10 protein-coding genes are annotated in these 14,161 nt (G+C 41.0%); 8 read left to right on the top strand and 2 right to left on the bottom strand.

From position 1 onward, the window contains the following. Window positions 1-10: 10 nt before the first annotated feature. From tssF to epmA, 8 genes are all read left to right on the top strand, one after another. A complete protein-coding gene (gene tssF, locus CDG60_RS12595; protein WP_087511815.1) occupies window positions 11-1,816 on the top strand; it encodes a type VI secretion system baseplate subunit TssF in 1,806 nt (601 codons plus the stop codon). Next, window positions 1,780-2,778: a type VI secretion system baseplate subunit TssG gene (gene tssG, locus CDG60_RS12590; RefSeq protein ID WP_087511814.1), complete on the top strand. Its 999-nt coding sequence runs from the start codon at window positions 1,780-1,782 to the stop codon at window positions 2,776-2,778. Before tssF ends, tssG begins: the two co-directional genes overlap by 37 nt. After that, window positions 2,775-4,154, top strand: a complete 1,380-nt coding sequence (locus CDG60_RS12585; RefSeq protein ID WP_087511813.1) for a hypothetical protein — start codon at window positions 2,775-2,777, stop codon at window positions 4,152-4,154. The genes tssG and CDG60_RS12585 overlap by 4 nt, the downstream gene beginning before the upstream one ends. A 29-nt stretch (window positions 4,155-4,183) precedes the next feature. Next, window positions 4,184-7,996, top strand: coding sequence for a type VI secretion system membrane subunit TssM (tssM, locus tag CDG60_RS12580; RefSeq protein ID WP_087511812.1), 3,813 nt, complete (start codon window positions 4,184-4,186; stop codon window positions 7,994-7,996). A 32-nt stretch (window positions 7,997-8,028) separates the two neighbouring features. Further along, complete coding sequence (tagF, locus tag CDG60_RS12575; protein ID WP_087511971.1) at window positions 8,029-8,994, top strand: type VI secretion system-associated protein TagF; 966 nt, start codon at window positions 8,029-8,031, stop codon at window positions 8,992-8,994. Then, a complete protein-coding gene (locus tag CDG60_RS12570) occupies window positions 8,991-9,758 on the top strand; it encodes an OmpA family protein (protein WP_087511811.1) in 768 nt (255 codons plus the stop codon). Before tagF ends, CDG60_RS12570 begins: the two co-directional genes overlap by 4 nt. A gap of 135 nt (window positions 9,759-9,893) precedes the next feature. Continuing rightward, window positions 9,894-10,961: a 4-phosphoerythronate dehydrogenase gene (locus CDG60_RS12565; protein WP_087511810.1), complete on the top strand. Its 1,068-nt coding sequence runs from the start codon at window positions 9,894-9,896 to the stop codon at window positions 10,959-10,961. Further along, complete coding sequence (gene epmA / locus CDG60_RS12560) at window positions 10,958-11,938, top strand: EF-P lysine aminoacylase EpmA (RefSeq protein ID WP_087511809.1); 981 nt, start codon at window positions 10,958-10,960, stop codon at window positions 11,936-11,938. The genes CDG60_RS12565 and epmA overlap by 4 nt, the downstream gene beginning before the upstream one ends. Before the next feature lie 382 nt (window positions 11,939-12,320). Here epmA and CDG60_RS12550 read toward each other — a convergent pair whose 3' ends face one another. Together CDG60_RS12550 and lipA are read right to left on the bottom strand one after the other, a co-directional pair. After that, a complete protein-coding gene (locus tag CDG60_RS12550; RefSeq protein ID WP_227542880.1) occupies window positions 12,321-12,560 on the bottom strand; it encodes a hypothetical protein in 240 nt (79 codons plus the stop codon). A gap of 450 nt (window positions 12,561-13,010) precedes the next feature. Further along, the gene (gene lipA / locus CDG60_RS12545; RefSeq protein ID WP_087511808.1) at window positions 13,011-14,024 is read right to left on the bottom strand and encodes a lipoyl synthase; all 1,014 of its coding nucleotides are present in this window, start codon (window positions 14,022-14,024) and stop codon (window positions 13,011-13,013) included. Window positions 14,025-14,161 lie beyond the last annotated feature (137 nt).

Below are 14,161 nucleotides of genomic sequence, written 5' to 3'. Positions count from 1 at the left end.
TGGAACTGTTCTGATGGATGATTTACTCCCTTATTATGAAAAACAGTTGCAGGAATTCAGTCAGCAGGCAAGAGTATTTGCTAAAAAATACCCTGCACTGGCACAGCGCCTGGCTCTGAATCAGGAGCAGGTGGATGACCCGCATATTGAGCGTCTGATTCAGGCATTTTCCTTGATAGCCGCGCGTATTGATAAAAAACTGGCTGACAGTTACGACATTTTTACTCATGCTTTATTTGAAGTCATGTTTCCACAGTATCTCCGACACTTTCCTGCCTGTACAGTGGTCAGTTTTGAGAATTCGGATCGTCTGAAACAATTGACGGATGCTCATTGTATTCCCCGCTCAACGGTATTGAAGTCCAAACATATAAAAGGGGTTTCCTGTGAATTCTCCACAACATCAGATATAAAACTGTTGCCATTGCAGTTAAAGGAAGTCCGTTTCAGCTCTTCATCATCACAGATTCATCTTAAAAATAATGCAGTGTTATCACTGGAGTTCAGATTATTTCAACCGCTTTCATTTTTCAGGCAGTGTACAGATTTACCGATTTATCTGGATGCGATGTCGGATGTACCTTTACAGTTGCTTGACAGTATTTTTAAAGAGAAAACTTCGTTCTGTTTAAGAGCGGACAATTTTTTTCAGGAAATTACAAACCCTTTTCGGCTCAAAGGATTTGATGAAGATGACAGCCTGTTGCCATTGGATGAGCATACGCATCATGCATACCGTTTGCTGACGGAATATTTTTGTTTTCCTGAAAAATTCAATTTTTTAAACTTGAACCTAGCTGTTTTGAACAGACTTGGGGCTGAATGCACGGCATTCAGCCTGGAAATTCATCTGAATCTTAATCTCAGTGATCAGACTCTTGTGCAGCATTATGCAGGCTTAAGCTGTGCGAATTTTAAATTATTCTGTACGCCAGCAATTAACCTGTTTGAGAAGCAGGCTGAACCACAGAAACTGAACCATCAGCAACTGGAATATCCATTAATTACGGATGCTCGTCATCCTGAAAATTATCAGGTTTATTCAGTTGTGGAAATGAATGTTCAGCGTGAAAAAAACAGCAGAGAACTTGTTCACTATCGGGTTTATCCATTTTTTGCGATGAGTCATTATTATGGGACAGATGATCAGTTTTTTTATGCACTGAATATGGTTACGGCTCAGGGACAGGATACCGATCCCCGTTATTCTCTTATCAGCCGAAAACTTGAACCAGGCAGTATTCGTGCAGATATCGTCAGCACACGGTTGTTGTGTTCCAATCGAAACTTACCGGCTGAACATATCAAACAATCCAATACCACACTTTCATTAAATGATCAGACTGTGATCAGAAAAGCATCTGTGCTCCTGCAGCCCAACAAAGTGTATGGCTTTAAACAGAGCAAACATGAGCAGTGGCGCATTATTTCACACCTTTCACTGAATTCTCTTGCATTGATGAAAGGGGATGCTCTGAATCAGATGAAAGAACTGCTGACTTTATATGATTTAGCAGGAGGTAATGAAAATCAGGTACTGGTGCAGGCAATCAAGGACATCAGTTTTGAACAGACACATCGTATGATGAAGTCTGCACCCTATCCTTTATATGTCCGTGGGATTCTGGCAACCCTTAAGGTGGATTCCACTGCTTTTAAGGGGCGCAGTCTTTATATATTTAGTCATTTGATCGGTCGGATTTTCAGTCTGAAAGTTCAGGTGAACAGTTTTGTAAATTTGAAAGTGATGGATATCAATACAGAACAGGAGCTATACCAATGCATTCAAAGCAATGGTTACAAAGAAGTTCTGTAATGGAAGCTGCAAGGACCAGACCAGAAGCGTTTGGGTTTATCCAGTTGATCAGGTTGTTCAGGCACAGTGTGCCTGAGCTGAAAGTTCGACACTGGTCTGATCATTTTCATTTTATTTCTTCTTTAAACCTGAATTTTCCAGGTACAGAAATTGAGTCCCTGGTAACAGAGAATGACAAATGGATGATGACCAGTCTGATGATTGGTCTGACAGGGATTCAGGGGGTATTGCCTTATACCTATACCAGCAAAATCCGTCAGGTATCCAGGAAGCAGCGTCAGGAGGTACAGGCATTTCTGGGTCTGTTCAATCATACGCTGACGGCACAGTATGTCGATGCGACGCTGATTCATAATCTGCCTGTCCGTTATGAACTGGATGATGAAAATCATTTCCTGAATATTCTGCATGCTTTGAACGGATACACTGGACAGTATCATCATCAAGAGCATCTTGATGATTATTTCGCAGAATTTTCAGGGCTGATGCAAGGTCAGCAAAACTCAGTACATGCGCTGAGCACCATACTGAACAGTATTTTTAAATTGCCTGTACAGATTAAAGAATGGATTGAAGAAAAAATAAAGCTCAAACAGGAACATCGAACCGTGCTGGGAAGTGCGGGACATTTTCAGCTGGGACAGAACACATTCTGTGGGGAACATATTCATCAGATGGGTGGGAAAATTGAGATCCAGATTGGTCCGCTGGATCGAGCGCAATATCTGGAATTTTTACCTGGAAAAAAACATAGCGACAGGCTTAAAAAAATAATAAACAGCTGGTGTGAACCAACCCTTGTGGTGGATTTACGTTTGATTCTAGACAGAAATGCAGTCTGTACATTGAACTTAAGCAGTGAAAATAAAGCAGGACTGACTCAGGGCATTTTTCTGATGCCGCTACAAAAAATGGAAAACAGTGAAACCTGTTACTGCCTGGCAGGAGGAGATATCCGATGAAAATGATCGCTGGAATACTGTCAGTCGTGCTGATTATCGTTGGTAGCACGACTGTATTTTACTGGCGTGATACAGGGTTTGAACCGGCTGTAATGGATCTGGTTAAATTTTTAATATTAGTCCCTGTTGGTATTACCTGTATTTTACTGACACCTTATATGGTCAGAAGTTTCTTACAATTCCAAAATGAGAAAAAAAAGAAGACGGAAGAAACCGCTACAGTTGATAAAGAACAGAATATTCCAGAAACGGTATCAAAGCCTGATCAATATGATTTTAATATTTACAGTACTTCTGCCTGGCATGCATTTGGTGAAAATACAGAGATTCATGAAGGGCTGAAAAGGATGGTATCTCCTGAGTTGCACAGTCAGCTGATAAATGAGAAAGGATTGCCCATCCTGTCGTATGCAATAAAAAGCCCTGAACTGGATCACGATTCAGATGATGCAGAAATGGAACTGCAGCATCGCTTGGTTGCATTTATTGAGCATCAGTTGAGCCATAACGATGATGTTTTATCGACAGTTGTGGAACAGTTAAAAAAATCGGCCCGGCATTATCATATTCAGCCCAGTTATCAGTATAAATTGCATGCAGGTTGGTATAGCGAAGATGTAACGGCAGAAGATCCTGACGATTTTCAGGATGAAATTCCAGATGATGGTATTCCAAGGCTTGATCGTTTAAGTATCCATATAATATTGAATGAGACAGTCACCACATGGTGCAGTGAAGATATTTTCCGCGAAAAAATTGAGCAGTTTTTTGAACATTATGAACTGGAATCATCACGTTTAGAGCTGGAATTTCATTATCTGAATGCGCTTGATTCACAGCAGAAATGGTTCGACTTACTCAAGGATATACACCGTCAGCAATACACTGTCAGTTTTCTGTTGTGCCTGGATTCTGACATGGATCAACGGATCCTGGATGAAAAAACCTGGAATGATACAGACTATATTCCATCAGAATTTATTACGGCAAGTTTACTGGCTCCTTCGACACAGGAGGTTGAAGCACTCAAAATATCAGCAAAGCTTAGAGTCAAAGAGTTTGCAGAGAGCCTGAAAAATACGGTTGCAGATGACGAGCTTCTGTCAATGGATGACACGGAGTTGCAGGATGTACAGTTTTTTATACTGTATGACATGACTTCAGCAGCAAAAGCCCGACAGTTTAATCGCTTTATTGCTGATTCAGCTCTGGAACCTGAACAGTTTATCTATACACGACAGGGGCTGGGATCGACACAGGAGCTGTCCATAATTTTCGGATTTATGGTGGGAATGTTGCCGGGAAACCAGACTTCAGTTCTCTACAGTACAGAATTTGAAAAAAATGCTGTCATTATAAAATCTATAACCAACTGAATTTAATAATTAAAGATAATGAGAAAATAATGTATATCATTCTGGGGTACCTGTGGCAGTACACAACTAATCCAAAAGCCATTATTGCACTGTCGATTTTTGTTGCACTTATCTCTTCATATACGGCAATGCCGCGTAAAGTTTTTATACTTCTGCTTGTTGTTTATTTTACAGGCTTGATTTCTTATGGTGTTTTCTGGTTTGTACAGCGAAAAATGCATGAAAAGAAAGGAGACGTTTTAGCTGAAGCAATAGAAAGAAACTCGGGTGCTGAACAGGATAACAAAGAAGAATTACAGCAGATTCATCAACAGATGAAAGACTCCATCAGGCTGATACGAAAATCCAGACTGGGGGATAAAAAGGGTAATGCCGCATTGTATGAACTTCCCTGGTATATGGTGATCGGTAATCCTGCTGCGGGTAAAAGTTCAGCGGTTTTTAATTCAGGATTGAATTTTCCTTTTGAAAACAGCCATAAAAAAATGAAAACAGGAAGTCTGAGTGGAACCCGTAGTTGTGACTGGTTTTTTTCAACCGAAGGGGTTTTACTGGATACGGCAGGGCGGTATTCCGTGTATACAGAAGATCACTCAGAATGGCTGGGATTTCTGAATTTATTGAAAAAAAACAGACCAGGTACTCCTGTCAACGGATTAATTCTGGTTGTCAGCATAGCCGAGCTGATCAGTCAAAGCCCTGAAAAGACATTAAAACTGGCCAAAAGTCTCCGTGCAAGGATTCAGGATCTGACTGAACAACTGGAGGTTTTTGCACCGGTTTATCTTGTATTTACAAAAATGGATCTGGTCGCAGGTTTTGCAGAATTTTTTGAATGCTATGAGCCGGAGGAATTTGATCAGGTCTGGGGTGCAACTTTGAGTTATTTACCAGATTCATCACAGAAAGCTGTGGAACAGTTCGAGCAGCAATACAATTTTCTTTATGACGGTTTAAAAAGTGTCAGTACCACACATCTTAGCCGTAGACATGCTCAGAACATTTCACCAGGAGTCATGACCTTTCCTTTAGAGTTTAAAACGCTTAAACCCGTACTGAAATCTTTTATCGGGACACTGTTCGAAGAAAATCCTTATCAGTTCAAACCTGTGTTCCGTGGTTTTTATTTTACCAGTGCTTTGCAGGAAGGACGGATTGAGAGTCCAACCACTCAGCAGATTGTGCAGGAATTTCAGCTGAGTCAGAGTGCAGAATCAGGTTTCATACCTGTAATAAATAATACTGCACCAAATCATGGTTATTTTTTGAAAGGTCTGTTTTCAGAAATTATTCTGAAAGATAAACATCTGGTGAAACAGCATATAAATCCCGTGTTTAAGCGGAGACGTTATATCACCTTTATCACTGCACTGTTGACAGTCTCGATACTGCTTGGTGCATGGATCTGGTCTGCCCGTAATAATCAGATGCTGATCGCAGATGTTCAGTCTGATCTGGAAAAAGCTGTTCAGTTACAGAACAGTGGTCAGCAGTCTTTAAACAGCCAGTTTGGAGCTTTGCTGATTTTGCAGGAGCGTTTGCAGCAGCTTGATGCTTTTGAAAAAGATCGCTCAGTACAGTTCAGTCTGGGGCTTTATCAGGGGCAGAACCTGAGGCAAAAACTTCAGAAAGAATATTTAAATGGTATCCGTCAGCTGATACTGCAACCCTCTCAGCAGAATATGGCAACGTATTTGCAGCAATTAAAAAATAATGAAGCAACGTTAAAACAGCATCATGTCAATGTTCAGATTCAGCAGACCGAATCAGGAAAAGTACAGTATATGATGCCTTCAGAAAGTAATCCGCAGGATGGTTACAATGCGCTGAAAGCTTATCTGATGTTAAGTAATCCTCAGTATATGGATGCAGCACATCTGGGAGATCAGGTCACACGCTTCTGGAGAATCTGGCTTGAAGCCCAGGGACAGGCACAGAGTGCAGAGCAGTTGGCTAAAGCTGAACAGATTTTATCTTATGCCATGACATTGACGACTGTTGAAGGTTTTCCTGTCCTGGAGTCAGATGCCCGACTGGTGGATCAGTCCAGACAGCTACTGTTATCTGTGATACAGGGTACACCTGCCCGTGATCGGGTTTATAACGAAATTAAAATGCGTGCGGCTGTCCGTTTTCCTGTGTTGACTATTGGGCAGATTGTAGGAAATGATCATAAATCACTGGTGATGGGAGGTTATGCTTTACCGGGTATCTTTACGCACCAGGCCTGGAGCGACTACGTTGAAAAAGCGATTGAGGACGCAGCAAATAAGCCGATAGATTCGAAAGACTGGGTTTTAAACAGTCATCAGTCAGATGATCTGACCTTTGGTGGCAGTCCCGAACAGATTAAAAAACAACTGACCCAACTGTATAAGCAGGAATATATTCTGCAATGGAGGAAATTCCTGAACGCGGTACATTATGCCAAAGGGACGGATTTTATACAGCAGGCAACATACCTGAATGCAATGGGAGAGCCACAGTCTTCTCCATTACGGAGCCTGATGGATAGAGTAGCAAAAGAAACCAGCTGGGATAACCCTGTTGTTCAGGCTGAACTGGCAGTCCCTCAGGCGGGTTTTATTGCATGGTTTAAACGTAAAATTTTAGGACAGAACAGTGGTGATCTTGCTGTTCAAAGAGCAATGACTCAGTCACAGGGCGTTATTTCTCAGGAATTTCAGATGTTTTATCAGCTTGTCCGTAAACGGGATGATCAACAGAATAAATCATTACTGGATGAGTATTTACTGAATTTTTCTCAGGTGCGAAGCAAAGTCAATGATCTGAAAAGTATGGGAGATATTGGACCTGGTGCTGTTGCACTGGTGAAACAGACCATCAATGATCAGACATCCGTCTTTAATCTGACTGAAAAAACAGTATCAGAGAAACTGTCCACCGGAATGAATCCGGTAGATCAGCAACTGTTACAGAAACTGCTGGTCAAACCTCTAACTCAGACATTTGAAAGTCTGCTGGCACCAGCTCAGGATGAAATTAATAAACTGTGGCAAATGCAGGCTTATCAGCCATTTACACAAACCATCAGCCAGAAATATCCCTTTTTTGCCACGGCAACAGTACAGGCGACCAGTCAGGAAATTGGGCAGGTTTTTGGCGAAAGTGGCAGTATTTCAAGATTTGTCAAAGAAATACTGGACCCTTTGATCATTCGCAGAGGTTACACCATCAGTTCCAGAACATGGAAAGATATGGGAATTGTGCTTAACCCGCAGTTTGTCGCAGCTTTTCAGAATTATGTCGCACCTGCAAATGGCGTGGCAACGGGGGAGTTGAGTCAACTGAATGCGCCTAAGTCTGTGAGTCAGTCGAGTTTTCAGTTCTTTCCCTTACAGAATCCTCAGCTTGTGTCTTATACCGTGGATATTGATGGTCAAAGAATGATTTATGAAAATGGAATTCAGCAATGGGTCAACTTTATCTGGCCAAATCCAGGAGCAATTCCAGGCGTCAGGATTACAGCAGTCAGTGTGGATGGTCAGACGCATACCGTTGTGGATGAACCCGGTGAATATGGCATTAACCGTTTAATAGATTCAGCACAGCGTAAAGCAGTGAATGGCGGTTTTGAAATGACATGGACGGATAAACAGAATCCGGAATATGCGGTGAAAATGAATTTCAGATTAATCAGTGGAAATACAGGAAGTTCAGTTGGTTCGGGACGGGGTTATGCAGGGTTGCAGCTGGTTGATAAAGTGACCTTAAATAAAGGAGTGATGACAGTTACGGCATCGCCGACGCCAGTTGCGGCATCTGTACCGAAACAGGAAACCACAGTTGAACCTGCTCAAATGACGGTGAAACCATCATGATTACAGGAGAAACACTGACAGGGCATTCGGCAATGCAGCAGTTAAAATCATTACCTCTGTATTTTGGAAAAAGTCCGGCATGGGGGGATTTCCTGAAATCAAAAGGTCAGTCAGCACTGGTTCAGGTACTGGATCTGTGGTTAACAGAGTCTTTGGAAACAGCCATGACGATGCCCTTATTTACGCAGGCTTATAAGCATTTGCCATCAGTGGATTTTTTTATCGCCAATCCTGAGGATGAAATGTTTTTGATCGCCAATCTGATCGCGAGTGAGGACAGTTCAGGGCGTCAGTTTCCCATGGTTATTGGACATTTACTGAATGTGCAGAATCCCTGGGAGAATCTGCAATGGTCACTGTTCCAGTATAAGCCGGTACTGATGGAGCTCTATCAGAAAAACCGTATTCTGAGAAGTATTAAAGACCCGGATATGCTGTTGAATAAACTGAGTAAAATAAGTAAGGAAATTACGGCTTATACAGATTTCAAGGTCAGAAATTTTTATGAACAGCATACTCTGTATTCATTTGCAGATTTACTGAAAATGCAGGTCACTACACTGGTTCAGCATATGCTTGCACTTGGACTGCTGCTGCAGCCTGTTCAGAAATATGGTACAGGACGCCTGAAAAAAGTACTTTACTGCCCTGGATTGAATGCAATGTACGTGCATGAAGCCGCAGCATTCTGGTGCAGTCTGATTACCATGTTTCTGGCAGGTCAGGATGCTGAGTTACTGTCGGGAATTATTCATGCTGATGAGCCGATCATGTTATTTGGCTTTCAGGGGGCAGATATTACTGTTCTCAGCGATATTCTGATCCAGGATTTGCAGAATGAGCGATGGATTTCAATCGCTGAATCAGCATGGATTGACGCTTATATTGAGCAGAATGCAGGTCTGGCAGCATTGGAACAGTCACTGAATGAGCGACAGTTGAGTCTGACTCAGGCTTTAAAATTATTCCGTCAGTATTTTATAGAAGAACAAATATGAGTCTGATCAATTTAATTAACAGTATGATTTTAATCCTGGTCTCTTTTTTAGGGATCACAGGCACTTCAATGGCTGCTCAACCTGTCATTATTTCAGGTGTGGTTGCAGATGAAATGACAAAGCAATCTATTTTACAGAAAGCCAGAGCTGTTTATGGTGAACAGGTCGTTGACCGCATTCAGGTTAAATCCAGGGTCAGTACACCTGTGGGCTGGACTGAGTCTGTAAGTCGTGTCATTCAACCTGAACTGAAAAAAGTCAGTCAGGGCAAACTGACAGTGCAGGGAACTCAGCTTGAGCTTTCAGGCAAAGTACAGACGCAGCATGATATTCTTCCTGTGACTTCTGCTGTGCAGTCTCAGTTGCAAAGTCCCTATCTGTTAAAAACAGCTCTTTCGGTTCAGGAAGGGGAGCAAAAAATTGTGGATGATGCACTTGCAGACAGAATTGTGGAATTTGAGTCTGGAAGTGCCATATTAACTGAATCAGGCATGCAGATCCTGAATGAAATGGCAATGGCTTTAAATCGTGTACAGAATAAAAATATTCGAATTACTGGGCACACAGACAGTTCGGGAAATCTACAGAAAAACAATCAGCTGAGTCTTGAACGTGCCAATACAGTGAAAATATATCTGATATCCAAAGATATAGCAGCTGTGCGTTTAAGTACGGTTGGGGTCGGAGCTGCTCAGCCGGTTGCTGATAACACGACACCGGATGGGCGTAAAAAGAATCGCAGAATTCAGTTCGAAGTTCTTTAATTTACTCTTGCTATAAGTATGAGATTCGAAAAATGATGCGTAATCAGGCATTAAACTGGTCTACCTATAGTCGAGTCATAGAGTTTATTTCCGCTTAGCGGTATGATAAACCCGAATATAGACTGGAAGACAGATATGAAAATTGTGGCTGATGAAAATCTGGCTTTTACCGAGTATTTTTTTGCGGAATTTGGCAATATTCATCAGGCAGCAGGGCGGACACTGACTCAAAAAGATGTCCATGATGCAGAAGCATTATTGGTACGTTCAGTCACAAAAGTAAATAATCAACTGATTGAAAAGACACAATTAAAATTTGTTGGCAGTGCCACTATAGGCACAGATCATCTGGATATATCTGCATTGGAAAAACAGCAGATTGCCTGGTCAAATGCAGCAGGATGTAATGCTCAGGCGGTTGCAGAATATGTGATTACTGTATTATTACATATCGACCCTGAATTTTTAGATCAAGGAAAACAATTCACTTTAGGAATTATTGGTCTTGGAAATGTCGGTTCACGTTTAGCTTATATGGCTCAGCTTTTGGGCTGGAACGTCATTGGCTATGATCCATTTGTACAGCGCGAGAATATTCACCAGGTCGAACTGGAAGAATTATTAAAAAACTCAGATGCAATTACAACACATGTTCCATTAACACATGAGGGTGAATACCCAACTTATCATTTGATCAATGCTGAAACTCTGACAATGATGAAGCCTGAGACGATTTTGATAAATTCAGCACGTGGTGCTGTGGTTGAGGAAGCTGCTTTAATTCAGGATATTCTTCAGACAAAACGTAAAGTCGTACTCGATGTTTTTGAACATGAACCTGAGATTTCACAGCGCTTACTTGATTTAATTACCATTGTCACACCACATATTGCAGGCTACAGCCTGGAAGGTAAGGCACGTGGGACACAAATGATCTATGAAGCCTTTTGCAAAACTTTTGATTATCCTGCGCATAAAAAGTTTGAGTCACAACTTCCTGCATGTGCCCAATATTTTTATGGAAACAGCATTAAACAAACCTTGAAGCATCATTTGTCTGAAATTTATGATATTTCCAATGATGATTTTAATCTGCGCGAGTGTTTAAAGGATGGCAAAGTAGATCAGAAAGCATTTGATCATTTAAGAAAAACCTATCCTTTACGCCGTGAATGGGCAGCGCACGGAGGTCCTAAAGCATGAGTGAATCTGTAAATTATCAGCCGACCTGTGATTTAAAAGCTTTAAAAGCTCGTGCAAAAATGTATGCACAGCTTCGTCAGTTTTTTGCGGAACGTAATGTTTTAGAGGTGGAAACGCCTGTACTTTCGCAAGCAGGCGTGACCGATGTGCATCTGGCTTCTGTGCAGGCACAGAGACATGTAAAAGGCAAAAAACAAACCCATTATTTGCAGACCTCTCCTGAATTTGCCATGAAGCGTTTGCTTGCGAGTGGCAGTGGGGCGATTTACCAGATCTGTAAAGTATTCCGTGATGATGAGCATGGGCGTAAGCACAACAGTGAATTCACTATGCTGGAATGGTATCGACCTGCATTTTCATTGAAAGATTTGATGCTGGAAGTGACAGATTTACTCAATGTAGTTCTAGTCGATCGTTTTGGTGAAGTTCGTCCAACAGTTTTGAGTTATAAACATGCCTTTATGGATCGTCTGGATTTAAATCCATTGCAAGCGACTTTAAAAGAGTTAAAAGATGCCTGTCACCGTGTCGGTTTAAATCTGGATCTGGGCGATGATCGTTTGGGTTATATCGACCTTTTATTCTCTCACATGGTTGAGCCAAGTTTAGGTTTTGATACCCCCGTATTTTTAACCGATTTTCCACCTGAAATGGCGTCACTGGCTAAAACCCGTATAGATGAAGATAGTGAACTGGTTGCGGCACGTTTTGAGTTGTATATCGAAGGATTGGAGCTTGCTAATGCTTATGATGAATTGATTGACGCTGATGTTTTACGTGGGCGTTTTGAAGCGGATAATGCAGAGCGTGAAAAATTAGGCTTGCATGTGATGCCGATAGATGAGTATCTACTCGTAGCCTTGCCAAATATGCCTGAATGTTCTGGGATAGCCTTGGGGATTGATCGTTTGTTGATGGTTGTGACTAATCAAATGAAGCTGGAAAAGGTGGTGAGTTTTACAGCGGATGTGTCGTAAGGGATGAAACCCCAAAGCCATTTTTTGTTTCAAAATACTCAAAAAAGCGACATGTTTCCAAGTCGCTTTTTGGGGCTTAATAAATGTTTTTAAATTATTGATAATTAAATATAATTTTAAATGTGAACTAGGCTTTAGGTAAACATAAGTTAAATGGATGATTTTTTATAATGCCAGTTACCAGACCATAGGTCATATACATCAAAACGTTCAAGTGCGGTTCAAATATTATTCTCACGAACCAAATCAAGAATATTCGTTGGAATTGATAAGCCAAATAAATTTTTATCTATAAAAAAACCTTCATAAGAATCAACAATATCTTTCAAGGATTTAATTATTTCATTTTCATTCTCGCAGCAGACGATGACTTGTAACCCTATTATTCTTTAAACTCCACAGATGCGACTAAGCTTAATTGATTAACTATTTTTTCCTGTACATAGTTGTCTATCAGTTGTCCTCTAATATCATAAATAATTCGACATTTAGAAAGATGAGATGGTAATTGTGATCGAGTAAATTTAACTCTTGAAAGGTTGTATTGGATGCTCATAGAAACTTGTGCATCTTCTTCTAAAGCATGATTGCAAACAAAAATAAATTCTCCATTTTTTTTCATTTATAAATTAAGGAGTGGAAGACCAATAATTATGCATATGTTAGATACCCAATTTATTTATTATTCCTAAAATTAACATAATACACCTTATACGCAAGGTATTGTGTTATTTAAGTAATTTCAATAATTTGAAATTTATAAAGTGCCTGACTTAGACAAGTTAGGCTTTTTTATATGAAATTTCATTGTTTCACTTAAAGTCGAATCAGGCAATGTCTAAAAGGAGTGACAGATAGCAGGGGGATCAGCTTGAGAGCAATATGAGGTGTGGAAAAACTCTTACGCAATAAAAGTATAAATCTGATATTTTTCTTCTTATGAGAAATGGAAACAGTGAATGGTACAACTTTGATTTGGTTGGTATGGAAGTAAAATGCTGTCGCATTTTACTTCCTGGCTTAACTTAGCTTTAGTGGCACTTTATCTTAGAGTCTAAGATATTCAGCCTGCTTAGGCTTCAATGGTCTGAACAGCAATTTTCTTTGCAGGATCAGTTTTACGGCGTACCGCAGGAACGGGTTCTCCATAGTACTGACGGTCAGCAAAATAACTTGAACGCACCATAGGCGCAGCCCAGATATTGCGGAAACCCAGTTTCTGACCATGTTCGGTATAACGCTCAAACTCTTCTGGCGTTACAAAACGGTCAATTGGCGCATGCTCTTTAGAGGGTTGCAGATACTGACCAATCGTCACGTAGTCCACACCATGAGCATGCAGATCATCCAGCAGAGCGATCACTTCTTCTTCAGTTTCACCAATACCCACCATCAGACCACATTTGGTTGGCACATCAGGGCAGTATTCTTTAAACATTTTCAGAAGATTTAAAGAGTGCTGATAATCTGAACCTGGGCGCATGGCTTTATACAGGCGAGGTACAGTTTCAATATTGTGGTTAAATACATCCGGTGGACATTCCGTCATGATGCGCAGTGCAATATCCATACGACCACGGAAGTCAGGAACTAAAATTTCCAGCAACGTTTTAGGGCTGAGTGAACGGGCTTCTTTAATACAGTCCACAAAGTGCTGTGCGCCACCATCCATGAGGTCATCACGGTCAACAGACGTAATCACAGCATATTTTAAACCAAGGTTGGCAATGGTTTCTGCCATGTGACGCGGTTCATCAGGATCAAGCGCATTTGGACGACCATGTGCAACATCGCAGAAAGGGCAGCGACGGGTACAGATATCACCCATGATCATAAAGGTTGCAGTACCGCCACCAAAACATTCAGGCAGGTTTGGGCAGGCTGCTTCTTCACAGACGGTATGTAATTTTTGTGCACGTAAGGTGGTTTTAATGCGTTGAACTTCATCAGGCGCAGCCATTTTGACACGAATCCAGTCTGGCTTTCGAGGCGTTTCAACCGTTGGAATAACTTTTACAGGAATACGTGCAACTTTTTCGGCACCACGCAATTTAACACCCTGTTCAGGTTTACGGTTCTCTGACATATTCAACTTTTCCACTGTTTTTGACGGGGGATATTTCCACTTATTATAGCCGAAATGGGAAATGATGGGGTAAAAACACTATTCATTTCCTAAATGTGGCTATCACATAATATATGCTGACTAAATACAGCAAAATG

Source organism: Acinetobacter chinensis (assembly GCF_002165375.2).
Classification (GTDB): Bacteria; Pseudomonadota; Gammaproteobacteria; order Pseudomonadales; family Moraxellaceae; genus Acinetobacter; species Acinetobacter chinensis.
Note: the sequence above shows the minus strand (reverse complement) of the source record. Positions and strands in the feature narration are given on the sequence as shown.

Bases quoted from the DNA above. Each gene is read 5' to 3' on its own strand.
- tssG (WP_087511814.1), top strand. From the start codon at position 1,780: ATGCATTCAAAGCAATGGTTACAAAGAAGTTCTGTAATGGAAGCTGCA.
- CDG60_RS12585 (WP_087511813.1), top strand. From the start codon at position 2,775: ATGAAAATGATCGCTGGAATACTGTCAGTCGTGCTGATTATCGTTGGT.
- tssM (WP_087511812.1), top strand. From the start codon at position 4,184: ATGTATATCATTCTGGGGTACCTGTGGCAGTACACAACTAATCCAAAA.
- tagF (WP_087511971.1), top strand. From the start codon at position 8,029: ATGCAGCAGTTAAAATCATTACCTCTGTATTTTGGAAAAAGTCCGGCA.
- CDG60_RS12570 (WP_087511811.1), top strand. From the start codon at position 8,991: ATGAGTCTGATCAATTTAATTAACAGTATGATTTTAATCCTGGTCTCT.
- CDG60_RS12565 (WP_087511810.1), top strand. From the start codon at position 9,894: ATGAAAATTGTGGCTGATGAAAATCTGGCTTTTACCGAGTATTTTTTT.
- epmA (WP_087511809.1), top strand. From the start codon at position 10,958: ATGAGTGAATCTGTAAATTATCAGCCGACCTGTGATTTAAAAGCTTTA.
- CDG60_RS12550 (WP_227542880.1), bottom strand. From the start codon at position 12,560: ATGAAAAAAAATGGAGAATTTATTTTTGTTTGCAATCATGCTTTAGAA.
- lipA (WP_087511808.1), bottom strand. From the start codon at position 14,024: ATGTCAGAGAACCGTAAACCTGAACAGGGTGTTAAATTGCGTGGTGCC.